Here is a 23,330-nt window from a genome sequence, read left to right on the forward strand (position 1 = left end):
CAAGGAGCACCTCATGAGCGACACAGAATCCAAAAAACCAGCTGAAGCAGCGGAACCTGCTGGCCTGAGCCGACGCGGCTTTCTCGGCACCAGCGCGGTGACCGGTGCGGTGCTGGCCGGTGCCACGGCCATCGGCGGCGCGGTATTCACCCGTGAATCCTGGGCGGCGGCGGCCAAGGAGTCGAAATCGAAGATCCACGTGGGGCCGGGTGAGCTGGACCAGTACTACGGTTTCTGGAGCGGTGGTCACCAGGGCGAAGTACGGGTCTTGGGCATCCCGTCGATGCGCGAGCTGTTGCGCATTCCGGTGTTCAACGTCGACTCCGCCACCGGCTGGGGCATGACCAACGAAAGCAAGCGGATCATGGGCGATAGCGCGCGGTTCCAGAACGGCGACTGCCACCACCCGCACTTGTCCTTGACCGATGGCAAGTACGATGGCAAATACCTGTTCATCAACGACAAGGCCAACAGCCGGGTCGCGCGCATCCGCCTGGATGTCATGAAATGCGACAAGATGCTCACCGTACCGAATGTGCAGGCCGTGCACGGTCTGCGCCTGCAGAAAGTGCCGTACACTAAGTACGTGTTCGCCAATGCCGAGTTCGTCATTCCGCACCCCAATGACGGCAGCACCTTCGACCTGCAGGACAAGAACAGCTACACCATGTTCAACGCCATCGATGGCGAGAAAATGGAGATGGCGTTCCAGGTCATAGTCGACGGCAACCTGGACAACACCGATGCCGACTACACCGGCAAGTATGCGGCTTCGACCTGTTACAACTCGGAGAAGGCCTACGACCTGGGCGGCATGATGCGCAACGAGCGCGACTGGGTGGTGGTGTTCAACATTCCGCGCATCGAAGCGGCGATCAAGGCCGGCAAGTTCATCACCGTGGGCGATTCGAAAGTGCCGGTGGTCGACGGTCGTAAAACTGAGGGCAAAGACAGCGAGTTCACCCGTTATATTCCGGTACCGAAGAACCCCCACGGCCTCAATACCTCGCCCGACGGCAAGTATTTCATTGCCAACGGCAAGCTTTCGCCCACCTGCACCATCATTGCCATCGCCAAGCTCGATGACCTGTTCAACGACAAGTTCAAGGACCCACGCGAGGTGGTGGTCGGCGAGCCTGAACTGGGTCTGGGTCCGCTGCACACCACTTACGACGGTCGCGGTAATGCCTACACCACGCTGTTTATCGACAGCCAGGTGGTGAAGTGGAACGTCGAAGAAGCCGTTCGCGCCTACACCGGCGAGAAGGTCAACTACATCAAGCAGAAACTCGACGTGCAGTACCAGCCCGGCCACAACCATGCCTCGCTGACCGAAACCAAGGAGGCCGACGGCCAATGGCTGATGGTCCTGAGCAAATTCTCCAAGGACCGCTTCCTGCCGACCGGCCCGCTGCACCCGGAAAACGATCAATTGATCGACATTTCCGGCGAGGAGATGAAACTGGTGCATGACGGCCCGGCGTTTGCCGAACCCCACGATTGCATCATGGCCCGTCGCGACCAGATCAGGACCAAGAAAATCTGGGACCGCAACGACCCGTTTTTCGCCGAAACCGTGGCCATCGCCGCCAAGGACGGGGTCAAGCTGGAAACCGACAACAAAGTCATCCGCGACGGCAAGAAAGTCCGGGTCTACATGACCTCGATGGCCCCGGCCTACGGCATGCCCGAGTTCACCGTCAAACAGGGCGATGAGGTCACCGTGACCATCACCAACATCGACCAGATTGAAGACGTGACCCACGGCTTTGTCATGACCAACCATGGCGTGAGCATGGAAATCAGCCCACAGCAGACGTCCTCGATCACCTTCATCGCCGACCAGCCCGGCCTGCACTGGTACTACTGCAGCTGGTTCTGCCATGCGCTGCACATGGAAATGGTCGGCCGCATGAAAGTCGAACGGGCCTGACGGTCGTCACTCCAGGGGTACAGGTTCAATGGCCGACATCAAGGAAACCCCGGTTCACGGATCCCGGATAAAGCTCATTGCGCTTGTACTGCTGGCGCTCTCGGGCAGCGTCGGGGCGGCGGTGCAACCCATCACCGCACTGCCGTTGCAAGCCGATGGCGAGCAACGCTGGCGCCTGCCGGCCGGGGAGTATCAGGGTTCGTTCAGCGTCGATCAGCCGATGAAGATTCTCTGCGAGCCGGGAGCGGTGTTTCAGGGGCAGGGGCAGGGCAACGGTTTGATCATCAGCGCGCCCGACGTCACGATCGAAGGCTGCACCTTTGTCGATTGGGGGCACGACATGACGGCCATGAACGCTGCGCTGTTCATCCAGCCCAAGGCCCGTGGTGTGCAGATCCTGGGCAACCGGATGCAAGGCCAGGGGTTCGGTATCTGGGTCGATAGAACCCCGGATGTAAGCCTGATCGACAACCACATCCAGGGCGATCCGGCGATGCGCTCCCAGGACCGTGGCAACGGCATTCATCTGTATGCGGTGCACGGCGCCCAGGTCATCGGCAACCATGTCCGCGACACCCGCGACGGCATCTACATCGACACCTCGAGCGGCAACCTGCTGCAGGGCAATACCCTGGAAGACCTGCGCTACGGCGTGCACTACATGTTTGCCAACGACAACCAGCTGCTCGACAACACCACCCGCCGCACCCGCACCGGCTATGCCTTGATGCAAAGCCGCAAGCTGATGGTGATCGGCAATCGCTCCGAACAGGATCAGAACTACGGCATCCTGATGAACTACATCACCTATTCGACCTTGCGCGACAACATCGTCACTGACGTGCGCGACGGCGGTTCTACCGGCGACAGCATGATCAGCGGCGCCGAGGGCAAGGCGCTGTTCATTTACAACTCGCTGTTCAACAGCATCGAACACAACCGCTTCGAGCGCAGCGCGGTGGGCATTCATCTCACCGCCGGCTCAGAAGATAACCGCATCGCCGACAACTCGTTTGTCGGCAACCAGCGCCAGGTCAAGTACGTCGCCACCCGCTTGCAGGAATGGTCGGTGGATGGCCGCGGCAATTACTGGAGCGACTACCTGGGCTGGGATCGCAACGACGATGGCCTGGGCGATGTCGCCTATGAACCCAACGACAATGTCGACCGCCTGCTGTGGCTGTACCCGCAGGTGCGGCTGTTGATGAACAGCCCCGGGATCGAATTGCTGCGCTGGGTGCAACGGGCCTTTCCGGTGATGAAGTCGCCGGGAGTGATGGACAGCCATCCACTGATGAACGCACCCACTCAATCCCTGACCCAGGAGCCTGTGTCATGAATGTCGTCGAAATCGAAGGCGTCAGCCAGCGCTACGGGCACACCACGGTGTTGCATGAACTGAACTTGAGCCTGGCGCAAGGTGAAGTGCTGGGCTTGTTCGGGCACAACGGCGCGGGCAAGACCACCAGCATGAAACTGGTGCTCGGGCTGCTCCAGGCCACTGAAGGGCAGGTCCAGGTGTTCGGCCGGCTGCCCAGCGATCCGCAGGTGCGGCGGCTGCTCGGCTACTTGCCGGAGAACGTGACCTTTTACCCACAGCTGAGCGGTCTGGAGACCTTGCGCCATTTCGCCCGGCTCAAGGGGGCGCCGGTCGCCCAGGTCGACAGCTTGCTCGAAGAAGTCGGCCTGGCGGGCGCGGCGCAGCGTCGGGTCAAGACCTATTCCAAGGGCATGCGTCAACGCCTGGGGCTGGCTCAAGCCTTGCTCGGCGAGCCGCGCCTGTTGCTGCTCGACGAGCCGACCGTCGGCCTCGATCCGATCGCGACCCAGGACCTTTATCGATTGCTCGACCGCCTGCGCGGCCAGGGCACCAGCATCATTCTCTGCTCCCACGTACTGCCGGGGGTCGAGGCGCATATCAATCGCGCGGCGATTCTTACCCAGGGCCGACTGCTGGCCCTCGGCAGCCTCGCCAGCCTGCGCGAGGAGGCCGGCCTGCCGACGCTGATCCGCAGCAGCGGGCTCAAGCGCGCCGGGCAATTGCAGCAGCGCTGGAGCAATGCCGGGCATGCCACTCAACGCTGGGGGATAGAAGGCCTGCAAGTGGCCGCGCGCAATGGTCACAAGCTCGGGTTGTTGCGTCAGCTACTGGCAGAAGACAGCCCGGCGGACGTGGAAATCCATCCACCGTCCCTGGAAGATATTTACCGCTATTACATGGGCCGCGCCGCGGTGGCAGCGACTGAGGGGGCGTTATGAAGCCGATCTGGAACATGGCCCGCAAGGAGTTCAGTGATGGCTTGCGTAACCGCTGGTTACTGGCGATCAGCCTGTTATTCGCCGTGTTGGCCATTGGCATTGCCTGGCTGGGCGCCGCGGCCTCCGGGCAGTTGGGCTTCACCTCGATACCGGCGACCATCGCCAGCCTGGCCAGCCTGGCGACCTTCCTGATGCCGCTGATTGCCTTGCTGCTGGCCTATGACGCGATAGTCGGCGAGGACGAGAGCGGCACATTGTTGCTGTTGTTGACCTATCCTCTTGGACGCGGGCAAATCCTGCTCGGCAAGTTCGTTGGCCATGGCTTGATCCTGGCCCTGGCGACGCTGATCGGTTTCGGCTGCGCGATGCTGGCGATCGCCGTGCTGGTCGATGACGTCGAACTGAGCCTGCTGCTCTGGGCCTTTGGTCGCTTCATGCTGTCTTCGACCTTGCTCGGCTGGGGCTTTCTCGGCTTGGCCTATGTGCTGAGCAGTGTCTCGGCGGAGAAATCCACCGCGGCCGGTCTGGCACTGGGGGTGTGGTTCTTCTTCGTGCTGGTATTCGATCTGGCCTTGCTGGCGCTGCTGGTGCTCAGCGAAGGCCAGTTCAGCCCGAAACTGCTGCCCTGGCTGCTGTTGCTCAATCCCGCCGATGTGTATCGGCTGATCAATCTCTCGGGTTTCGAGGCCAGCGCCAATGGCGTTGGCGTGCTGGCACTGGGCAGCGACTTGCCGATGCCGGGCTCGATGCTCTGGCTGTGCCTGGCGCTGTGGGTCGCGGTGCCCCTGGGGCTGGCCTACCTGCTGTTTCGTCGGCGGTCGACATGATTTTCAACTTTAGGCTTTTCTGGAGTACTTGACGATGAACACGCGTTATCCGAATACCGCGCGGGCACTGGCCGGCCTGCTGGTCTGCCTGTTGCTGGCGGCCTGCGACAAACCGGCCCAGACTACCTACAGCGATGCTGCGTCGGCCTTCCACCCCAATGATGAATGCCATGTCTGCGGAATGATCATCGACGAATTTCCCGGCCCCAAGGGCGAAGTGGTCGAGCCGGGCGGGATCAAGAAATTCTGCTCCACCGCGGAAATGCTCGGGTGGTGGTTGCAGCCGGAAAATCATCATGGCAATGCCAAACTCTATGTTCATGATATGGGCCGCAGCGATTGGGACTCACCGGATGACTCCCATCTGATCGATGCCAAAGGCGCGTTTTATGTCATCGGCACCCAGCTCAAGGGCGCCATGGGCGTGGTGCTGGCGTCCTACTCCGACCAGCGCGCCGCGGAACAACTGGCCGCTGACAAGGGGGGGCGCGTACTGCGCTTCAGCGAAATCGATCAGGCGTTGCTCCAGCAGCAATCCGCCATGTCGCACATGACTCATTGAGCGGCTGATCCTCCAATGTCCCTTTAAGAAAATCTGATCGCCGTCAAGTCGGTATTTCTTCATCTGCTCAAAGATAAGGGTCTGTTATGTCCCCAGTGCTTGGCATCAGCGATGCCCAGGAGCAAATCATGAAGACCGAGTTTCAGGATCGTTTGGCGGTGATCACGGGTGCCAGTTACGGGATTGGCCTGGCGTTGTGCGCAGCGCTATTGCCCCGAGGGGTGAAGGTGCTGGCGATGTCACGTTCCCTTGGCGAGCTGTCGGCCTTGCAGCAGATCTATGGCGACCGACTGCACTGGCATGCCGGGGATGTTACTTGCCAGGAGGACTTGCAGGGTCTCGCCCGACGCGCCGCGGCACTGGGCCCGGTGGATTATCTGGTGCCCAATGCCGGTATTGCGGAAATGGCCGACAGTCTGGATATGCATGCCTTCCAGCGCCAATGGGCGGTCAACGGTGCCGGGGCATTGAATACCCTGGCGGCGTTGCGCGGTGAATTGGCCAGCCCGGCTTCGGTGGTGTTTGTCGCAAGCTTCCTGAGCGGTTCGAGCTTTCCCGGACTGGCCGCCTGGATCGCCAGCAAGGCCGCACTGGCAGCTCAGGCACGGACCCTGGCGGTGGAGTTCGCGCGCTTTGATGTGCGCATCAATCTGGTCTCGCCGGGGCCGACCGCCACCTCCATGTGGGACAACCTGGGCCTGAGCGAGCAGCAACTGGATGAACTCGCCGACAGCCTGACCAAACGCTTGTTGCCCGGACATTTCCTCGACGCGGCGGCGGTGGCCAACGTGATTGTCTTTCAACTGTCCCAAGGCGCCCGGGGTGTCTATGGGCAGGACTGGAAGGTCGATAACGGGTACACCCTGGGTTGAAATTGCCGGAACAGCTGGCCAATCTCTCACGGCTGTACCCAATCCCCGGCGTACGGCACCTCGGCAAGGCTCGGTGTTCCCTCGCTCCGGTATCCATCATGGGGCGCCGCAATGCGGCGGGGTCAGCTGCGCTGACGGCGCTACGCGCCACCCCCCTGATGAACACCTCCACTCGGCCTGCCGAAGGGGCGGGCAGATCAAAAGCCAGATCAAAAGCCAAGGCAAAAGCGGGCGGCCGACCGGCCGGCCTGTCTCTCGCGGATGTACACCGATCCACTGTGGGAGCTGGCTTGCCTGCGAAGCGAACACCGCGGTTTTTCAGGCATTGCGTGTCATCGTTCTTCGCGGGCAAGCCACGCTCCCACAGGTTTTGCGCGCTCGGATGACGCGGTCAACCTGCCGGAGCTACCTGCTCCAATGCCTCATTCACCAACAACTGGCCGAGCTCGATCAACTGCTGAATCGCCGGTGCCACATTGCGGCAAGAGCCCTCGACATCGAACGCCAGTTCGCTGGCCAGGACATTGGCGCTGGCCAGTGTCTCGGAGGCGTTGGCCAGCAGCGTTTCGGGATTGAGACCAGGGACAATGGCGAAGATGTTCACTGGACGGGCGTCAGCGCGCTTCGACTTGTCGAGTGGGGATGGCAGGTAGTGATCCAGAGCACGCTGGGCGGCCTGGTGGAGTTTGCTGGAATCGAGGGATTCGTAGGGTGAAACGCTTTCGGTTTCAGGCGGATCAGGGGTGATCTTGCGCATGGATGAACTCCTATGATTGAGTCCCGCCGAACTCGCTACCACGCGAGTTAAGGAGGCGACTGTACACGGGGTGGTAGACCGGTCATAGGAACCCGGCAGGCCGAAGCCTCCCATGCACAGCCGCCACAAAGCAGCCAGCACAAAAAAACGCCCTGCGGCGTTCTGGGTCTATGAAGTATCCGGGCTACCACACCCGATCACTGAATTTGCAGCGACTCGCAAAGATTAGCTGCCGTCCTGCGCCAAAGCAACCCCGGAAACCTGTCAGAAAAATCCCGCTCCCACACATGATCCGCATCAGCTCACGATAATGTGATCATCGCCGAACAAGCATTGCCCCAATGCCGGTCAGTTAACGTAAATCTTTAGTCTGGCGGGCATTTGTGGCGAGGGGGCAAGCCTCCTCGCCACAGGTTTTGTGTTCGGCGAGTCCTTTTCTTAACGGATTGGCATTGGGGCAAGCGGCTCCCACAGCCCTAATGCGAAGTCCCTTCAGCAAACTCAATCTTGTTGCCCACATTGTACTTGCCCGACGGCTTGTTCATCGGGATGCGCTTTATCTCCTTGAGGCGGTCGCTGTCATAGACGATCAGCGCCCCCTCGGTGTCCCAGATGCTCAGCAGCAGGTAACGGCCGTCGCGGGTGAACTCGACGTGGGCGGCGGTCTTGCCGGGCATCGGTCGCAGGGTGTGGGCGATTTCCAGGGTCTGTTTGTCGATCAGGTGGATTGCATCGTTGTCCGGGCCGAAGAACACATCGGTCCAGGCATACCGTGAATTGACGTGACTGCGCATGAAGAAACCCGGCCCCAGCGTGGGGATTTCCTTGATCAGCTTCCAGGTCTTGAAGTCGATTACCGAGATCAGTCCCTTGCTGATATTCGGTGTGGCGAACACCCACTGGCCGTCGCGTTTCCAGTAGGTGCCCGAGCCCAGGTGCGGCATGCCCGGCAGCGGGATATCGCTGACCACCTTGCCACTGTCGAGGTCGATCACCTGGCCGCCCCGGGCCTTGCGTGAAGTGGCCAGCAATTGTCGGTAGTCCGGCGAGAAGGAGAAGTCGTCCAGGTAATCCTCTGCGCTGATGCGTCGCGGTTGGAAGTCTGCTTTGTCGGAGTAGGACAGCTCCCAGACTTCCTTCACGTCCTTGAGGGCGACGATGAAGCTGTCGCGCGGCGGCGCGGTGTAGACCGCGCTGACTCGCGAGGTCTTGCCGTCCAGGCCGACGGCCGGGATGGTCTTGACCAGCGACAGGTCGCGGGCATCGAGCACCACCAGGCTGCCGGGCAGGTAGTTGCCCACCAGCACCCAGCGGCCATCCTTGCTCACTGCCAGGTTGCGGGTGTTGATCCCGGCGCGCACTTCGGCGATCAATTTCAGGTTGTGCAGGTCATACAGGCTGATCCAGCCGTCGCGGGAGGCGAAGTAGACGAAGCGGCCGTCCGGCGAGAACTTCGGCCCGCCATGCACGGCAAAGTGCGAAGCGAAACGCGCCAGCACTTCAAAGCGATCGCCGTCGAGGATGTTGATGTGATGATTGCCGGCTTCCACCACCACGAACAGGTTAAGCGGGTCGGCGCCATGCTGGGGCGTGACGGGCAACTTCGAAACATTGGCGAACAGGCTGTGACTGCCGCGAATCTGCTCATCGTTCCAGGTCGGCGGGGTGGCGGGCGGTTGCTGCAGGTAGTCCACCAGCCCCTCGACCTGTGCCGGATCAAGCACGCTGGCGTACGCGGCCATCTGGCTGGCCGGGCGGCCGTTCTGGATTACCCGGCGAATTTCGTCGGGCTTGATCCGGCTCAGGCTCTGCGGTAGCAACGCCGGCCCCGCGCCGCCGAGGCGGTCGAGCCCATGGCAGCTCTGGCAGTGCTGCTGATAATCCTGCGCCGCCCGCTCAAGCGCGACTCCAGGGACAGGCACCGCTGCGGCACCATGGGCCGTACCGAGCCATAGCAAGGGGGCAAGGAGCATGCGCCTCATATCGCCACCTTGCGGGCGTGCTGCCGTAGCGGCGCGCAGCACACCCGCGCCGGGTACTCCAGCGGCTGCGCGGCAAACAGATCGACCACTTTGCCGATCACCGTCAGCGTTGGAATGCCTTGTGGGCAATTCAGCGCCAGGCTCGGCAGTTGCTGCAGGGTGCCGCGAACGACCTGCTGGTCGGGGCGGGCACCGTTGCTGATCAGCGCCGCCGGTGTGTCGGTGGCCATACCGGCCTCGATCAAGCGCCGGGAGATGAGTGCAAGGTTGGACAACCCCATGTAAAACACCAGGGTCTGGCTATCGTCTGCCAGGCTGTTCCAGGGCAGCGTCAACTCGCCATCGGCCTGTAAATGGCCGGTGATGAAACGGCAGGAATTGACCAGATCCCGGTGGGTCAGCGGAATGCCGGCGTAGGCGCTGCAGCCGGCGGCGGCGGTAATGCCCGGGACCACCTGGCAGTCAATGCCGCGTGCCAGCAGATACTCCAGCTCCTCGGCGCCACGGCCGAAAATGAACGGATCGCCGCCCTTGAGCCGCACCACCCGCTGGTCCTGGTCGGCGAGCTCGGCGAGCAACTGGTTGATGTGTTCCTGGGGCAGGCTGTGACAGCCGCTGGCCTTGCCGACGTAATGCCGGGCGCAGGCGAGGGGGATCAGCGTCAGCAATTCGGGGCTGATCAGCCGGTCATAAACCACGGCGTCGGCCTGCATCAACAGGCTCCAGGCGCGCAAGGTCAGCAGGCGTGGATCGCCGGGACCGGCGCCGACCAGAGCGACTTCGCCGGGTCTGAACGGGGACTCGAGAGCGGCAGGTAAAACAGTCGATGGGTGCATGGGACTTCCTTGGTTCTTCATCAGGTTTAGCGGCCCCATCCTGTGTCAGATGGTTAGCCAGCCAGGCTATTCAGCGCAGGGTGCAAGGAATGCTCAGTGACGGCTGCAGGCCGATTTCCTCATCACTGAGGTGGCAACCCGGGTCCTGTCCCCAGAGATCGCCTTCGGCCCAGGCGCGGGTGCGGGTATTGCCGTTGCAAATGCTCAGCCAGCGGCATTGCCCGCAGCGCCCGCCGACCGCCCGTGGATGCTGGCGCAGCTGCTGCAGCAAGGCATCGGGCTGGTCCAGCCAGAGGGTGCGGAACGGCGTATGCCGGACATTGCCCACCGAGTGCTGCCACCAGTAGGTGTCCGGATGCACTTCGCCGGTGTTGTCGATGTTGGCGATGCCGCTGCCCGAGGCGTTGCCGCCCCAGGCACGGAGCATCTGTTCCAGCCGTGGGTAATGCTCGGGCAAGTGCTGGCCGACCCATTGCAGTAGCACAATGGCGTCGGCGTCGTTGTTGCCACTGACAAAATCGCTGTCGCGGCCCTGTTCGATGTCTGCCCAGGCGCGTTCGAAAATCAGCGTCATCGCCTCGCGGCTCATTTGCTGCCGGGCGTCGAGCTTGCGGCTGCGTTTGCCGCGACCGCTGTAGTTGAGGTGCGACAAATAGAACTTCTGCACGTCGTACTCGCGCATCAGCGCCAGCAATTGCGCAAGCTGCCCATGGTTCTCCTGGGTGAGGGTGGTGCGCAGCCCGACGCGGATGCCTTGTTCCCGGCAGAGCCGGATTGCTTGCATGGAGCTGGCGAAACTGCCCTTGAGCTGGCGGAACGCGTCATGGGTTTGCTCAAGGCCATCGATGCTGATCCCGACATAATCGAAGTTCGCCGCGCTGATCTGCGCGATGTTCTGCCGGTTGATCAGCGTGCCATTGCTCGACAGGGCGACAAAGAAACCCTTGCGCCTGGCGTAGTCGCTGAGCTGGAACAGGTCTTCGCGCAACAACGGTTCGCCACCGGAGAGGATCAACACCCGCACCCCGGCCTCGTGCAGGTCGTCGATCACGGTCAGTGCGGCAGCGGTGTCCAGTTCGTCGCGAAAGACACTGTCGGCCGAAGTGGCGTAACAGTGTTTACAGGTCAGGTTGCAACGCCTGAGCAGATTCCAGATCACCACCGGTGCGCGGCTGCTGCCCGGCGGGCTGGTTCGAGGGGCGGGACTCTGGCCCGCGAGGGCACGCAGGTAATGGCTGATCCTCAACATGCAACTCTCCTTGAGTGCGCGCTTGTTCAGCGTAAAGGGGGCGGCAGACGCAGACCGGTTTTCTTCAGGATGCGGCTGCTCACCAGCATTTCATCGGCAGCACAGGCGTCGCCCAGCAATAAGCGCAGGTGCTCGCGGTAGCTGTCGATTTCGTCGCTGCTGCGGCCATGAACCATGGCGAACAGGTTGTAGCGCCAGCCGTTGCGGCGCGGGCGGCGATAGCAGTGGCTGACGAAGGGTTGCGCGCCGATCAGCGCGCCGAGGCGCGGCATGTCGGCATCGCGCACATCCCAGACCGTCATGCCGTTGTGGCGATAGCCGAGGCGGTAGTGGTTGGGTACGGCGGCGATACGCCGGATAGCGCCCTCGGCCTGGAGCCGCTTGAGCAGGTCCAGGGTCGATCCGACGCTCAGCCCCAGCTGTTCGGCGAGCCAGGCCCAAGGATCGTCGAGCAACGGCAGGCCGGCCTGGGTCAGCTCGATCAGGCGCAAGGCCAGGGGATCTTCAGACCGGGAAGTACAGGCCGACATGGTACGTCTCCTCTTTCGGCAGCTCGATCAGGCGCAAGGCCAGGAGATTTTTAGACCGGGAAGTACAGGCCGACATGGTATGTCTCCTCTTTCGGCAGGTTGAGCGGCACCAGGCCGGTCAGGCGCTCGATGCGTTGCAGGGTCTCGTCGATGCCTTGTGCGCTCGGGCAGCCGAGGACGAACCACATGTTCCAGGGATGCTCGCGACGGTAGTTGTGGGCCACTTCAGGCATGCCATGCAGCTGTTCGGCGACTTCCTCGAAACGCTCTTGCGGGACCGCCAGCGCGGCCAGGGTGAATGCTCCGCCCAGGCGCTCGATATCGAACATCGGGCCGAAGCGTGTGAGGACGCCGTCCTCGAGCAATTCATGCAGGCGGTCGAGCAGTTCGCTACTGCTGCTGTCGAGTTCCGCGGCCAGTACTTGCCAGGGATGGCGGACCAGCGGCAGGCCCAGTTGCAAGCGGTTGATCAGTCGTCGGTCGAGATCATCCACGGCGCGGCACTGCTGTCGATGCTTGTGTCGACGATGCGGCGAAACGCCCGCCGCACTGCTTGAACACCTGGGTGCTGAACAGCAGTTGGTGGGGCAGGTCGCTCAACAGGTGTTTTTCGAGCAACGCCTGGATCTGTGCCTCGACCCGATCCCGATGCCGACCGTGAACCATGCAGAACAAGTTGTATCGCCAATCCGGCAAACGCCGTGGCCGTTGGTAGCAGAGGGTAATGCCGGGCGCGCGTCCCAGGCGCTGGCCGACTTCATCGATCAGCGCATCCGGGATATCCAGCACCAGCATCGCGTTGGCGGCAAAGCCCAGCGCGCGATGGTTGAGCACCAGGCCCATACGGCGGAACATTCCTTGCTCGTTCCACTGGCGCATTTGTTCGAGCACCTGGTGTTCTTCAGCCTTTATCCGTTCGGCGAGGTCCAGATAGGGGCGCGATACCAGCGGCAACCCGACTTCCAGATGCCGGCGCAGCGCAAGCACTTGTTTCGGATTCAATTCAGGTTTCAAAGGCGTTCTCCCAGGGCAAAACCCAGGTCGATGCGGTAAGCGGTGAGCATCGGCAGATCCAACGGCGTGAGACCGGTGTCCTGCTCCAGTTCGTCGAGAATTCGATCGAGGTGCGGGCGATCGGGACCGGTCAGCACGAACCACAGGTTGTAGTGATGTTCGCGGGCATAGTTGTGATTGACCTCGGGATACTGACTGACCCGGTCGGCCACCTGTTGCAGGCGCTCGGCGGGCACGGCCAGGGCGACCAGGGTGCTGGCGCCGGCGCGGCTGTGTTCGAACACCGGGCCGATCCGTGACAGGGTGCCGGCCAGTTCCAGGTGTTGCAGGCAGGCGATCACTTCGGCTTCGGTGCAATCAAGGGTGTGCGCCATTTCCTTGTAGGGTTCCGGGCACAGCGGCATGCCATGCTGGAAGCGGTCGATCAGACGGCGACTAAGCGGGTCCAGATTCATTTCAATACCCCATCTTCTGCGCGCGGCTGCTGAAAAAGATTCCGCTCGGTTTGCTGGCGGGCAGCGTGGTCAGCAGTTTCAGGCGGTACGGGTCCCAGACCTGAAGCTGCTCGCCGTCGCGTAACGACAGCCACAGCTGGTCGCCGCGGGAGGTGAATTCCATATGCAGCACCGCCGGTCCCGGTTTCAGGTCCGCGACTATTGCGTGGGTCTCGGTGTCGATGACCTGCACCCGATCGTTGTCCGGAAAGGCGAAGTTGACCCACAGCTGCCGACCGTCCGGCCGCGCCGTGACGAAGATCGGCTGGCCGGCCACCGCGATGGCGGCGGTCTGCTTCCAGTTGCGCGAATCCATCACCAGCACCTGGTGGCTCCCGACGGCGGGTACGAAGGCCTGGTTGTCGGCGACCGCCCAGCCTTCCAGGTGCGGCATCTTGTACACCGGCAGTTTTGCCTGGCCGCGACCGTAGTCACCGAGCACTCGCTGCACCCCGCGTTCCGGATGCCAGAGATCGAGTTGCGCCATGCCGTCTTCGCCGAACAGCCCGGCCATGTAGTAGCGGCCGTCCGGGGTGATCAGGGCGTCGTAGGGTTGCTCGCCGATGCCGGTGAAACGGCTGATCTGCGGGGTGCTGCCCTGGCTGAAATCGGCGCTCCAGATCTCGCCGGTGTCGAACAGGCTGAAGACGAAACGCTGCCCGGGCGCATCCACCAGCCCGACCACCCGCGAACGCTTGCCATCGGCCAGGGCCGTGGCGGGAATATCGGCCACCTGTTGCAGGGTGAGGGCATCGAACACCTTGACCCCGCCGGGCACATAGTTGGACACGGCAATCAGCTTGCCGTCCTGACTGATGGCGCCACCGATGCTGTTGCCACCCTGGATCACCCGCTGGTCGATACGCCGGGTCAGCAGGTCGACTTTGCTCAACCCGCCGTCGCGGCCGAACACGTAGGCGTAGCGTTGGTCGCGGGAGAACACCACCGAAGCATGGGACAGGTCGCCGAAACCCTCGATCCGCGCCAGGGCGGTGCGGGTGTCGCTTTCGATGATCTGCAGGCTGCCGGTGGTGCGTTCCACCACCACGCCCAGATCGCCAGTGCCACGCAAGGGGGGCTGGGCGCAGGCCGACAACAACAGGCCGGTCGCCGCCGACAGCAGGATTGAACGGATCATGGTGCTGGATATCCTTGCAGAAGAAGTTCGACCAGCCAGCGAATGTCGCCGGGGCTGAGCAGCGGGCCCCAACCGGGCATGGCGGTTCCAGGTCGACCCTGGGTGACGGTGGCAATCAGGCTGTCGATGGATTTGCCGGCCAGCGCTTCACGGGTCAGGGCTGGGCCAAGACCGCCGGTCATGCGCAGGCCATGGCAGGCGCCACAGTCCTGGGCCAGCAGGTGTTCGAGTTGTGCCTGACGTTTGCTGTCAGGCGCGGCAACCGCGGCAACCGCGGTTGCGCAAAAAATAAGGAGGAGGGACGCCACAATCACAACCTGTCGATAAAGTTTCATGACGTCCTCCTTGGGGTTATTTGAGAGTCAGGACCCACGCGGCGAGAATTTTCGCTTCGTCATCAGTGACCGGATTCGCCGGCATCGGCATCGGGCCCCAGTTGCCTGACGTGCCTTCCTTGATGTGTTTGGCCAGGGTTTCCGGGGCTCCGGCGACACCAGCGTTTTTGGCTGCAACGTCTTTAAGCGCCGGGCCGACTACTTTGGTGTCGATGGAGTGGCAGGCGGCACAGGGTTTGCTTTTGAACAGAGTCGGGCCGTCTTCGGCCAGGGCCGGTTGCAGCATCAGCGTGCCGGTCAGGGCGAGCAGGGGGATCAGCATAATTTTCATCAGGGTTTCTCGTGTTGATGGAGCTCAATAGATGTCGTGTTGCGTGTTGTAAACGTTGAACTTCCCTGTCGGGGTAATCAGCCGTTTGTCCTTGATGACTGATTTGAGTTTGAGGGTCTTGTCGTCGATCACCACCAGTGCCGACTCTTCTTCCTGGCCGCTCCAGACGGAGAACCAGACTTCATCGCCAGCCTTGTTGTATTCCGGTTGCACGACGCGCATGGCGCCTTGCTTGATCCCGGCGTACTCGGCGATCGGCAGTACGGTGTAACCGGCATCGAGCTTGTCGATGTTGAACACCGCCACTGACTGGCTGAGCTTGGCGTCCGGGTTGAGGGTGGTGTCGACATACAGGTGACGGGATTTGGGATGGGTTTTGATAAACAGCGAGCCACCGCCCTGGCCCTTGAGCGAGTCGACCTGTTTCCAGGCGTATTGCGCGTGTTTCAGCGGGTCGGTGCCGATCAGCGAAATGCCGGCGTCGCCCAGGTGGCTGGTGGCCCAGACCGGACCGTATTTGGGGTGAGTGAAGTTGGCGCCGCGACCCGGGTGAGGGGTTTTGCCAACGTCGACCAACGCGGTCAATTTGCGCTCCTTGGAGTCGATCACGGCGACTTTGTTGGAGTTGTTGGCGGCGGTCATGAAGTAGCGGTGGGTGCTGTCCCAACCTCCGTCATGCAGGAACGGCGAGGCATCGATATAGGTGACGGTGAGGTTTTTGATGTCCTGGTAATTGACCAGCATGACCTTGCCGGTTTCCTTGACGTTGACGATGAACTCCGGCCATTCGTGGGAGGCGATGATCGCCGCGACCCGGGGTTCGGGATGGTATTCCTGCTTGTCGACGGTCATGCCGCGAGTCGAGACGATCTGCTTGGGCTCGAGGGTTTCGCCATCCATGATGGTGAACTGCGGCGGCCAGTAGGACCCGGCGACGGTGTACTTGTCTTCGTAGCCCTTGAACTTGGAGGTTTCCACCGAGCGGGCTTCGATGCCCACCTTGATTTCCGCGACCTTGGTCGGCTCCAGCGGCCACAGGTCGATCATGTCGATCTTGGCGTCTCGACCGATGACCAGCAGGTAGCGGCCGGAAGCAGAAATCCGGGAGATGTGCACCGCATAACCGGTGTCGATGAGTTTGACGATCTTCTTGCTGTCGCCGTCGATCAGGGCAATCTTGCCGTCATCGCGCAGGGTCACTGAGAACAGGTTTTGCAGATTGAGTTTGCTCAGTTGTTTCTTCGGCCGGTCCTCGGGTTTGATCAGCACTTTCCAGGTTTTCAGCGTCTCGTCCATGCCCCATTCCGGCGGCGTTGGCGGCGTGTGCTGAACGAACTTGGCCATCGCGGTGATCTGATCCTTGGTCAGAATATTCGAGGTGCCCCAGTTCGGCATGCCGGCCGCTGAGCCATAAGTGATCAAGGCTTCCAGATAAGACTGGCCGCGGCCTTGCGTGATATCCGGGGTCAGCGGCTTGCCGGTGGCGCCCTTGCGCAATACCCCATGACAGCCGGCGCAGCGCTGGAAATATATTTCCTTGGAGGAGTCGAACTCGGCCTGGCCCATATCGGGCGCTCCCGCGGTTTTAACCATGGCCGGGTTGGCAGCAGCAGCGGCAGGATCCTCGGCTCTGGCGGCGTGACTCACCGCCAGGGCCAGTGCCGAACACAGGGTGGCGAGGGTCAGAGCAAACGTTTTTCTATTGCTGATCAGCATTCCATTTCTCCTCAGGCAAGACCTTTGCGTTGTGCTGAAACGGCAGTACAGAGCGCAGGTTCTTAGTGCAGTGCAAGGCTATGCCCGAGCCGGCCAATACCGCTTGACGGCGATCAAGTTTGCCGGCCATCGCGCTTGCCAGGTTGTCGCAGGCACCCGTAGCGTGAGCTGCAAGCCCGCTGTTGAACCAGGTATCCCCATGGACCGTAATCATCCCCGCGAACCCTTCTACCAACCGCTGCACAATGAAGAGGCGCTGTTCGAACAAGCCTGGCGTCACGGCATGCCGGTACTGATCAAAGGCCCTACCGGCTGTGGCAAGACCCGTTTTGTCCAGCACATGGCCCATCGGTTAAACCTGCCGTTGTATACCGTGGCCTGCCACGACGACTTGAGCGCCGCCGACCTGATCGGCCGGCATCTGATCGGTGCCCAGGGCACCTGGTGGCAGGACGGGCCGTTGACCCGCGCGGTGCGCGAAGGTGGTATCTGTTACCTCGACGAAGTGGTCGAGGCGCGCCAGGACACTGCGGTGGTCCTGCATCCGCTGGCCGATGACCGTCGCGAGCTGTACCTGGAGCGCACCGGTGAAGTGCTGCAGGCACCGCCGTCGTTCATGTTGGTGGTGTCCTATAACCCCGGTTACCAGAACCTGCTCAAGGGCCTGAAACCCAGCACTCGCCAGCGTTTCGTGGCGATGCGTTTCGGCTATCCGCCGGTGGCCGATGAAGAGCGCATTGTCGCCAGGGAGGCCCAGGTGGACCTCGCGCTGGCCGCTCAGGTCGTCAGGCTCGGGCAGGCCCTGCGCCGGCTCGATCAACATGATCTGGAAGAGGTGGCATCGACTCGTTTGCTGATTTTTACCGCACGGATGATCCGCTCCGGGATGAACCCGCGTGAGGCGTGCATGGCCTGTCTGGCCGAACCGTTGAGCGATGATCCGCTGACCGTTGCAGCGCTGATGGATGTGGTTGATGTCCACTTCAGCTGAAACCACCGCCGCCTCACCCGGACATTTACCGGGCGATCTGGCGATGTGGTTTTTTATCCTCGCCGAGCTCTCGGTGTTCGCGATCCTGATCCTCGCCTTCGCGGTGACCCAGGTTCTTAAACCGCAGATGTTCAGCGACAGCCGCCAACTGCTCGACAGCTCCACCGGGCTGGCGATGACCCTGAGTCTGCTGACGGCCGGGCTATTTGCCGCGCTGGCGCAGGAGCAGGTCAGGCAGTCACGGGCCCGCCACGGCGCCGGGTTGCTGCTGGCGGCCTTGCTGGCCGCCAGTGTCTATGTGGTGTTGAAACTCACTGAGTACGCGCATCTGGTGGCCTCCGGACTGGGCATGGAGCACAACACCTTTTTCACCCTGTACTGGATCCTCACCGGTTTTCACTTCCTCCACGTCCTGCTCGGGATGTTCATTCTCGGTTGGCTGGCGCAGCGCTGCCGGCGTCGTCTGTACGACGCGAGCAACTGCAGCGGGTTGGAATCCGGCGTGCTCTATTGGCACATGGTCGATCTGATCTGGGTGGTGCTGTTTCCGCTGGTCTACGTTCTGAATTGACGAGGTACTCATGTCCGTTTCCAGGATTCTGCTCGCCTGCTGGGCGGCGCTGACTGCGCTAAGCGTCTGCACCGTGTTGCTGGGGGATGCCGGAAGCACCGCGCTGCTGTCGATTGCCATTCTGCTGGCGGCCGTCGGCAAGGCCTGGCTGATCGCCGACGGCTTCATGGAAATGCGCCACGCCCCGCGTTTGTGGCGCCGGTTGATGTTGAGCTGGGCGGTGGCCTTGGCGGCGGTGGTGGGGGGGACGTTGGTGGCCGTCAATTAAGCATTGAGCGCTCCCAAAAGATCGCAGCCTGCGGCAGCTCCTACGAGGATTGCGGACTCCTGATTATTTGCGGGTGTACCCAGCGATCCTCGCGGTTTCACCGGCGCCGAAGGTGGTGCGTGAACGAAGATCAAAAGATCGCAGCCTGCGGCAGCTCCTACGAAAATTGCGGACTCCTGATTATTTGCGGGTGTACCCAGCGATCCTCGCGGTTTCACCGGCGCCGAAGGTGGTGCGTGAACGAAGATCAAAAGATCGCAGCCTGCGGCAGCTCCTACGAAAATTGCGTACTCCTGGTTATTTACGGGTGTACCCAGCGATCCTGGCGGTTTCACCGGCGCCGAAGGTGGTGCGTGAACGAAGATCAAAAGATCGCAGCCTGCGGCAGCTCCTACGAGGATTGCGGACTCCTGGTTATTTACGGGTGTACCCAGCGATCCTCGCGGTTTCACCGGCGCCGAAGGTGGTGCGTGAACGAAGATCAAAAGATCGCAGCCTGCGGCAGCTCCTACGAGGATTGCGGACTCCTGGTTATTTGCGGGTGTACCCAGCGATCCTCGCGGTTTCACCGGCGCCGAAGGTGGTGCGTGAACGAAGATCAAAAGATCGCAGCCTGCGGCAGCTCCTACGAGGATTGCGTATCCCTGGTTATTTGCGGGTGTACCCGGTTGGCGTAGGAGCTGCCGCAGGCTGCGATCTTGTCGATACCACATTTGATCTGCGCCCCCGAAATTTATACCCGACCAAAACCATCGGAGTTTCTTGATCGCCATCAAGCAGGTTTCGACCCTTCGCTTCCTAGAATGGACAGGCCAAGCAATGAGGAAGCGACCATGTCAGAGACCTTCACTAAAGGCATGGCCAGGAATATCTACTTCGGAGGAAGCGTGTTCTTCTTCCTGATATTCCTGGCCTTGACCTATCACACCGAGCAGACCTTTCCGGAGCGCAGCAATGAAACGCTATTGAGCGAATCAGTGATACGCGGCAAGACGGTATGGGAGCACAACAACTGTATCGGCTGCCACACGCTACTGGGCGAGGGTGCTTACTTTGCGCCTGAACTGGGCAACGTGTTCAAACGGCGCGGCGGGGAGGAGGGTTTCAAACCTTTCCTGCATGCCTGGATGAAAATGCAGCCACTGGGCATACCAGGCCGGCGTGCGATGCCGCAATTCAATCTGAGCGAACAGGAGGTGAATGACATCGCCGAGTTCCTCAAATGGACTTCGAACATCAATACCAATGGCTGGCCGCCAAACAAGGAGGGCTGAGTGATGAGTATTGCTAATCCGCATCTGAAATTCGCCTCGCAAGCCGTGGCCAAACCCTACTTCGTGTTTGCCCTGATGCTGTTTCTCGGTCAGATACTGTTCGGTTTGATCATGGGCCTGCAATACGTGGTGGGGGACTTTCTGTTCCCGATCATCCCCTTCAACGTGGCGCGGGTGGTGCACACCAACCTGCTGATCGTCTGGATATTGTTCGGCTTCATGGGTGCTGCCTACTACCTGATTCCGGAAGAGGCCGACCGCGAGCTGCACAGTCCGAAGCTTGCGATCATTCTGTTCTGGGTGTTCGCCGCCGCGGGTGTGCTGACGATTCTCGGTTATCTGCTGGTGCCTTATGCGGGCCTGGCGAAGTTGACCCACAATGAGCTGCTGCCGACCATGGGTCGGGAGTTCCTGGAGCAGCCGACCATTTCCAAGATGGGCATTGTGGTGGTCTGCCTGGGTTTCCTCTACAACATCGGCATGACCTTGCTCAAAGGGCGCAAGACCACGGTCAGCATGGTCATGATGACCGGGCTGATCGGGCTCGCGGTGTTCTTCCTGTTCTCCTTCTACAACCCCGGCAACCTCGCCCGCGACAAGTTCTACTGGTGGTGGGTGGTGCATCTTTGGGTAGAAGGCGTGTGGGAACTGATCATGGGTTCGATGCTGGCCTTCGTCCTGATCAAGATCACCGGCGTGGACCGGGAAGTCGTGGAGAAATGGCTGTACGTGATCATCGCCATGGCGCTGATAACGGGGATCATCGGTACCGGTCACCACTTCTTCTGGATCGGTGCGCCTGAGGTCTGGTTGTGGGTCGGCTCGATCTTCTCGGCACTTGAGCCGCTACCCTTCCTGGCCATGGTGATATTCGCCTTCAGCATGGTGAAAAACCGTCGCCGGGACCACCCGAACCGCGCGGCTACACTGTGGGCCAAGGGCACTACTGTCACCGCTTTCTTCGGCGCTGGCGTCTGGGGCTTCCTGCATACCCTGGCACCGGTCAACTACTACACCCATGGTTCGCAATTGACGGCGGCTCACGGTCACCTGGCCTTCTACGGTGCTTACGCGATGATCGTGATGACCTTGATCAGCTACGCCATGCCGAAACTGCGCGGGCTCGGCGAGGCAGCGGACGAGCGTTCGCAGCAACTCGAGATCTGGGGCTTCTGGTTGATGACCCTGTCGATGGTGATGATCACGCTGTTGCTCACCGCTGCCGGTGTCGTGCAGATCTACCTGCAACGCTGGCCGGTCGATGGGGTCGCGTTGCCGTTCATGGCCACTGTCGATCATCTGCAAGTGCTGTTCTGGGCCCGTCTGGGCGCAGGTCTCGGTTTCTTCACAGGGCTGATCTGCTACCTGTTCAGCTTCAAGCGGCGTGTGCCTTTGACGATCGCTGCGAACGCCTCCGCCGTTCGCTCGTGAGTCAAGGAGCACTCTAGAGGAGGGCGGCCCGGCTGGTACAGCGGGCCGTTTTACATTGGTTTTAAGAGGAAAAAAACCATGGCCTTTACCGTCGAACTGGAAGAGTGGGTCGGCAGTGTCTGGCATCGCTTTATCACCCGCCGCGCCAGCCCGGACTTTCCCGAAGCCCGGGTCGAACTGGTCAACCAGCAGCGACCGCTGGCGTTGTTGTTTCGCGCCATGGGCGGCGCCAGTGGCGTCGGCGTGGAGGCCGCCAGCGACCGCGACCTGTTGCTGCGCCGCAATGTGCTGCAGCAGATCGCCGGTACCTGCAAACAAGTGCCGTTGGCCTGGTGCGACGAGAATAATCTTCGCCTGCCATCGAGCCTCGCGGTCTACCCGGATGCCACGCTGAATCAAGAATTGTATCGCTGGCTGGCGTTGCTGGCGGCCCAGGCCGGGCAGATGCGCCACTGGGGTCGGGACAATCAGCGCTGGACGCAAATGCTCTTGCAACGTTATCCGGCGTTGCGTTCGCGCTACCAGCGGCTGGTCGATGCCCACCTGCAATCACGCCCGGACCCCGCCTCGTTGAGCGGCGGTGAAGCGGCGCTGGAGCGAGCGTTGCGCCAGGCACTGCGCGAGCCCGGCAGTGTCGAACATTTTCCCCGCAGCGAACGGGCGGCCTGGCCGCTGCCGCTGTGGCTGTACCCGCCGCTGCACCTGGCCAGCCCCCAGGCCGGGGATCTCGAAGAGTCGCAAGACTCGGAAGATCATCTGGCCACACCCCCCGGCGAGCAGAAAGGCGGGCGCAAGCGCGCCAAGCGAATCGATGAAAGCACCAGCAAAGGTGGACTGCTGATAGTGCGGCTGGAGAACCTCTTCAGCTGGACCGAACACGTCGATCTGGATCGCTGGACCGATGACAGCGAAGACCCGGACGCCGCGCGAGTCGCCGACGACCTGGACGAATTGACCCTGTCGCGCACTCGCCTGCGCAAGGGCGGCGGCCTGAAGCTGCACCTGGATTTGCCGCCGGCCGATGTCGACGATATTCCCTTGGGCGAGGGCATCAAGTTGCCGGAGTGGGACTATCGCAAGCAGCAAATGCAGGAAGCCTTCGTCAATCTGCAAATGATGGTGCCGCGCGACACCGAGCCGAAGCCACTGCCACCCAGGCTGAAAGCGTCGGCCCATCGCTTGCGGCGTCAGTTCGAGCACTTGCGCAATGATCGCCAGTGGTTGCGCCAGCAGCCCCAGGGGTCGGAGCTGGACATGCAGGCCTGGCTGGATTTCCATGTTGAACGCCAGCACGGCCAGTGCGCCGAGCGCGGTCTGTTCATGGAGCAGCGCCAGACCCATCGCGACCTGGCGTGCCTGTTGCTGGCGGACCTGTCGATGTCTACCGACGCCCATATCGACGATGAGCATCGAGTGATCGATGTGATCAGCGATAGCCTGTTGCTGTTCGGCGAAACACTGTCGTTGCTGGGGGATGATTTCGCCCTGTACGGCTTCTCCTCGCTGCGCCGCCAGCAAGTGCGCATGCAAGAGCTGAAGTCCTTCAGTCAGCGCTATGACGACACCACCCGAGGGCGCATTCAGGGGCTCAAACCAGGGTATTACACGCGCATGGGCGCGGCCATTCGCCAGGCCACGCAGTTGCTCGGCGGCTGCAAACGGCGGCGCAAGTTGTTGCTGCTGCTGACTGACGGCAAGCCCAACGATCTGGATTTGTATGAGGGACGCTACGGTGTGGAGGACACCCGCGAAGCGGTACTGGAGGCACGTCGCCAGGGGCTGACGCCGTTCTGTATCACCATCGATCGCGAGGCCGGGGATTACCTGCCCTATATGTTCGGTGCCAATGGCTACACCCTGATCCGCCAGCCGGATCAACTACCCCTGCGCTTGCCACAGTTGTACCGCCAGCTGACCCAGCCTTGAAGGAGGACGCTGGCGTGGCAGCGTTCTCGTAGCA

24 protein-coding genes are annotated in these 23,330 nt (G+C 61.7%); 12 read left to right on the plus strand and 12 right to left on the minus strand.

What is annotated here, in order from left to right; all coding sequences use genetic code 11:
- Nucleotides 1-13 precede the first annotated feature (13 nt).
- From nosZ to AC3IUA_RS09650, 6 genes are all read left to right on the plus strand, one after another.
- Nucleotides 14-1,933, plus strand: a complete 1,920-nt coding sequence (nosZ, locus tag AC3IUA_RS09625; protein WP_489360343.1) for a TAT-dependent nitrous-oxide reductase — start codon at nucleotides 14-16, stop codon at nucleotides 1,931-1,933.
- 28 nt (nucleotides 1,934-1,961) lie between these two features.
- Nucleotides 1,962-3,272, plus strand: a complete 1,311-nt coding sequence (locus AC3IUA_RS09630; RefSeq protein ID WP_489360345.1) for a nitrous oxide reductase family maturation protein NosD — start codon at nucleotides 1,962-1,964, stop codon at nucleotides 3,270-3,272.
- Nucleotides 3,269-4,192 carry an ABC transporter ATP-binding protein gene (locus AC3IUA_RS09635; protein WP_489360347.1) on the plus strand — a complete coding sequence of 308 codons (924 nt, stop codon included), beginning with the start codon at nucleotides 3,269-3,271 and terminating at the stop codon, nucleotides 4,190-4,192. Before AC3IUA_RS09630 ends, AC3IUA_RS09635 begins: the two co-directional genes overlap by 4 nt.
- The gene (locus tag AC3IUA_RS09640; RefSeq protein ID WP_489360349.1) at nucleotides 4,189-5,019 is read left to right on the plus strand and encodes an ABC transporter permease; all 831 of its coding nucleotides are present in this window, start codon (nucleotides 4,189-4,191) and stop codon (nucleotides 5,017-5,019) included. Before AC3IUA_RS09635 ends, AC3IUA_RS09640 begins: the two co-directional genes overlap by 4 nt.
- Before the next feature lie 34 nt (nucleotides 5,020-5,053).
- The gene (locus tag AC3IUA_RS09645; protein WP_489360351.1) at nucleotides 5,054-5,581 is read left to right on the plus strand and encodes a nitrous oxide reductase accessory protein NosL; all 528 of its coding nucleotides are present in this window, start codon (nucleotides 5,054-5,056) and stop codon (nucleotides 5,579-5,581) included.
- A gap of 128 nt (nucleotides 5,582-5,709) precedes the next feature.
- Nucleotides 5,710-6,453, plus strand: coding sequence for an SDR family NAD(P)-dependent oxidoreductase (locus AC3IUA_RS09650; protein WP_489362288.1), 744 nt, complete (start codon nucleotides 5,710-5,712; stop codon nucleotides 6,451-6,453).
- A 391-nt stretch (nucleotides 6,454-6,844) separates the two neighbouring features.
- On the opposite strand, the gene AC3IUA_RS09655 is transcribed toward AC3IUA_RS09650, so the two are convergent.
- The 12 genes from AC3IUA_RS09655 to AC3IUA_RS09710 all read right to left on the minus strand — a co-directional run bounded on the left by AC3IUA_RS09655 (nucleotide 6,845) and on the right by AC3IUA_RS09710 (nucleotide 16,835).
- The gene (locus AC3IUA_RS09655) at nucleotides 6,845-7,210 is read right to left on the minus strand and encodes a DUF6124 family protein (protein ID WP_489360353.1); all 366 of its coding nucleotides are present in this window, start codon (nucleotides 7,208-7,210) and stop codon (nucleotides 6,845-6,847) included.
- Nucleotides 7,211-7,686: 476 nt separating this feature from the next.
- Nucleotides 7,687-9,192, minus strand: a complete 1,506-nt coding sequence (locus tag AC3IUA_RS09660; protein WP_489360355.1) for a cytochrome D1 domain-containing protein — start codon at nucleotides 9,190-9,192, stop codon at nucleotides 7,687-7,689.
- Entirely contained in the window at nucleotides 9,189-10,028 is an 840-nt protein-coding gene (gene cobA, locus AC3IUA_RS09665; protein ID WP_489360356.1) for a uroporphyrinogen-III C-methyltransferase, read from the minus strand. Before cobA ends, AC3IUA_RS09660 begins: the two co-directional genes overlap by 4 nt.
- Nucleotides 10,029-10,098: 70 nt before the next feature.
- The gene (nirJ, locus tag AC3IUA_RS09670) at nucleotides 10,099-11,277 is read right to left on the minus strand and encodes a heme d1 biosynthesis radical SAM protein NirJ (protein WP_489360358.1); all 1,179 of its coding nucleotides are present in this window, start codon (nucleotides 11,275-11,277) and stop codon (nucleotides 10,099-10,101) included.
- Between the two features lie 26 nt (nucleotides 11,278-11,303).
- Nucleotides 11,304-11,807: a siroheme decarboxylase subunit beta gene (ahbB, locus tag AC3IUA_RS09675; protein ID WP_489360360.1), complete on the minus strand. Its 504-nt coding sequence runs from the start codon at nucleotides 11,805-11,807 to the stop codon at nucleotides 11,304-11,306.
- Between the two features lie 50 nt (nucleotides 11,808-11,857).
- Nucleotides 11,858-12,301: an Lrp/AsnC family transcriptional regulator gene (locus AC3IUA_RS09680; protein ID WP_489360362.1), complete on the minus strand. Its 444-nt coding sequence runs from the start codon at nucleotides 12,299-12,301 to the stop codon at nucleotides 11,858-11,860.
- On the minus strand, nucleotides 12,294-12,821 hold the full coding sequence (gene ahbB / locus AC3IUA_RS09685; RefSeq protein ID WP_489360364.1) for a siroheme decarboxylase subunit beta: 528 nt from the start codon (nucleotides 12,819-12,821) through the stop codon (nucleotides 12,294-12,296). Before ahbB (AC3IUA_RS09685) ends, AC3IUA_RS09680 begins: the two co-directional genes overlap by 8 nt.
- On the minus strand, nucleotides 12,818-13,276 hold the full coding sequence (locus AC3IUA_RS09690; protein WP_489360366.1) for an Lrp/AsnC family transcriptional regulator: 459 nt from the start codon (nucleotides 13,274-13,276) through the stop codon (nucleotides 12,818-12,820). Before AC3IUA_RS09690 ends, ahbB (AC3IUA_RS09685) begins: the two co-directional genes overlap by 4 nt.
- 1 nt (nucleotide 13,277) lies before the next feature.
- The gene (locus AC3IUA_RS09695) at nucleotides 13,278-14,453 is read right to left on the minus strand and encodes a cytochrome D1 domain-containing protein (RefSeq protein ID WP_489360368.1); all 1,176 of its coding nucleotides are present in this window, start codon (nucleotides 14,451-14,453) and stop codon (nucleotides 13,278-13,280) included.
- The gene (locus tag AC3IUA_RS09700; protein WP_489360370.1) at nucleotides 14,450-14,788 is read right to left on the minus strand and encodes a c-type cytochrome; all 339 of its coding nucleotides are present in this window, start codon (nucleotides 14,786-14,788) and stop codon (nucleotides 14,450-14,452) included. The genes AC3IUA_RS09695 and AC3IUA_RS09700 overlap by 4 nt, the downstream gene beginning before the upstream one ends.
- 16 nt (nucleotides 14,789-14,804) lie before the next feature.
- Nucleotides 14,805-15,119 (minus strand): c-type cytochrome, encoded by a 315-nt coding sequence (locus AC3IUA_RS09705; RefSeq protein WP_489360372.1) that lies wholly within the window; start codon nucleotides 15,117-15,119, stop codon nucleotides 14,805-14,807.
- Nucleotides 15,120-15,143: 24 nt separating this feature from the next.
- Complete coding sequence (locus AC3IUA_RS09710; RefSeq protein ID WP_489360373.1) at nucleotides 15,144-16,835, minus strand: cytochrome D1 domain-containing protein; 1,692 nt, start codon at nucleotides 16,833-16,835, stop codon at nucleotides 15,144-15,146.
- 199 nt (nucleotides 16,836-17,034) lie between these two features.
- Here AC3IUA_RS09710 and AC3IUA_RS09715 point away from each other — a divergent pair, with 199 nt between their 5' ends.
- The 6 genes from AC3IUA_RS09715 to AC3IUA_RS09740 all read left to right on the plus strand — a co-directional run bounded on the left by AC3IUA_RS09715 (nucleotide 17,035) and on the right by AC3IUA_RS09740 (nucleotide 23,296).
- Nucleotides 17,035-17,826, plus strand: coding sequence for a CbbQ/NirQ/NorQ/GpvN family protein (locus AC3IUA_RS09715; protein ID WP_489360375.1), 792 nt, complete (start codon nucleotides 17,035-17,037; stop codon nucleotides 17,824-17,826).
- Complete coding sequence (locus AC3IUA_RS09720) at nucleotides 17,810-18,397, plus strand: cytochrome c oxidase subunit 3 family protein (protein ID WP_489360377.1); 588 nt, start codon at nucleotides 17,810-17,812, stop codon at nucleotides 18,395-18,397. Before AC3IUA_RS09715 ends, AC3IUA_RS09720 begins: the two co-directional genes overlap by 17 nt.
- 10 nt (nucleotides 18,398-18,407) lie before the next feature.
- Nucleotides 18,408-18,665 carry a cytochrome C oxidase subunit IV family protein gene (locus tag AC3IUA_RS09725; RefSeq protein WP_489360378.1) on the plus strand — a complete coding sequence of 86 codons (258 nt, stop codon included), beginning with the start codon at nucleotides 18,408-18,410 and terminating at the stop codon, nucleotides 18,663-18,665.
- An 833-nt stretch (nucleotides 18,666-19,498) separates the two neighbouring features.
- Entirely contained in the window at nucleotides 19,499-19,939 is a 441-nt protein-coding gene (locus tag AC3IUA_RS09730; protein ID WP_489360380.1) for a c-type cytochrome, read from the plus strand.
- A 3-nt stretch (nucleotides 19,940-19,942) separates the two neighbouring features.
- Entirely contained in the window at nucleotides 19,943-21,370 is a 1,428-nt protein-coding gene (locus AC3IUA_RS09735; protein WP_489360382.1) for a cbb3-type cytochrome c oxidase subunit I, read from the plus strand.
- Between the two features lie 78 nt (nucleotides 21,371-21,448).
- Complete coding sequence (locus AC3IUA_RS09740; protein WP_489360383.1) at nucleotides 21,449-23,296, plus strand: nitric oxide reductase activation protein NorD; 1,848 nt, start codon at nucleotides 21,449-21,451, stop codon at nucleotides 23,294-23,296.
- The last annotated feature ends 34 nt before the right edge of the window (nucleotides 23,297-23,330 follow it).

Source organism: Pseudomonas sp. KH_050 (assembly GCF_057838875.1).

Coding starts and splice junctions, on each gene's coding strand:
- nosZ (WP_489360343.1), top strand. CDS start 14: ATGAGCGACACAGAATCCAAAAAACCAGCTGAAGCAGCGGAACCTGCT.
- AC3IUA_RS09630 (WP_489360345.1), top strand. CDS start 1,962: ATGGCCGACATCAAGGAAACCCCGGTTCACGGATCCCGGATAAAGCTC.
- AC3IUA_RS09635 (WP_489360347.1), top strand. CDS start 3,269: ATGAATGTCGTCGAAATCGAAGGCGTCAGCCAGCGCTACGGGCACACC.
- AC3IUA_RS09640 (WP_489360349.1), top strand. CDS start 4,189: ATGAAGCCGATCTGGAACATGGCCCGCAAGGAGTTCAGTGATGGCTTG.
- AC3IUA_RS09645 (WP_489360351.1), top strand. CDS start 5,054: ATGAACACGCGTTATCCGAATACCGCGCGGGCACTGGCCGGCCTGCTG.
- AC3IUA_RS09650 (WP_489362288.1), top strand. CDS start 5,710: ATGAAGACCGAGTTTCAGGATCGTTTGGCGGTGATCACGGGTGCCAGT.
- AC3IUA_RS09655 (WP_489360353.1), bottom strand. CDS start 7,210: ATGCGCAAGATCACCCCTGATCCGCCTGAAACCGAAAGCGTTTCACCC.
- AC3IUA_RS09660 (WP_489360355.1), bottom strand. CDS start 9,192: ATGAGGCGCATGCTCCTTGCCCCCTTGCTATGGCTCGGTACGGCCCAT.
- cobA (WP_489360356.1), bottom strand. CDS start 10,028: ATGCACCCATCGACTGTTTTACCTGCCGCTCTCGAGTCCCCGTTCAGA.
- nirJ (WP_489360358.1), bottom strand. CDS start 11,277: ATGTTGAGGATCAGCCATTACCTGCGTGCCCTCGCGGGCCAGAGTCCC.
- ahbB (WP_489360360.1), bottom strand. CDS start 11,807: ATGTCGGCCTGTACTTCCCGGTCTGAAGATCCCCTGGCCTTGCGCCTG.
- AC3IUA_RS09690 (WP_489360366.1), bottom strand. CDS start 13,276: ATGAATCTGGACCCGCTTAGTCGCCGTCTGATCGACCGCTTCCAGCAT.
- AC3IUA_RS09695 (WP_489360368.1), bottom strand. CDS start 14,453: ATGATCCGTTCAATCCTGCTGTCGGCGGCGACCGGCCTGTTGTTGTCG.
- AC3IUA_RS09700 (WP_489360370.1), bottom strand. CDS start 14,788: ATGAAACTTTATCGACAGGTTGTGATTGTGGCGTCCCTCCTCCTTATT.
- AC3IUA_RS09705 (WP_489360372.1), bottom strand. CDS start 15,119: ATGAAAATTATGCTGATCCCCCTGCTCGCCCTGACCGGCACGCTGATG.
- AC3IUA_RS09710 (WP_489360373.1), bottom strand. CDS start 16,835: ATGCTGATCAGCAATAGAAAAACGTTTGCTCTGACCCTCGCCACCCTG.
- AC3IUA_RS09715 (WP_489360375.1), top strand. CDS start 17,035: ATGGACCGTAATCATCCCCGCGAACCCTTCTACCAACCGCTGCACAAT.
- AC3IUA_RS09720 (WP_489360377.1), top strand. CDS start 17,810: ATGTCCACTTCAGCTGAAACCACCGCCGCCTCACCCGGACATTTACCG.
- AC3IUA_RS09725 (WP_489360378.1), top strand. CDS start 18,408: ATGTCCGTTTCCAGGATTCTGCTCGCCTGCTGGGCGGCGCTGACTGCG.
- AC3IUA_RS09730 (WP_489360380.1), top strand. CDS start 19,499: ATGTCAGAGACCTTCACTAAAGGCATGGCCAGGAATATCTACTTCGGA.
- AC3IUA_RS09735 (WP_489360382.1), top strand. CDS start 19,943: ATGAGTATTGCTAATCCGCATCTGAAATTCGCCTCGCAAGCCGTGGCC.
- AC3IUA_RS09740 (WP_489360383.1), top strand. CDS start 21,449: ATGGCCTTTACCGTCGAACTGGAAGAGTGGGTCGGCAGTGTCTGGCAT.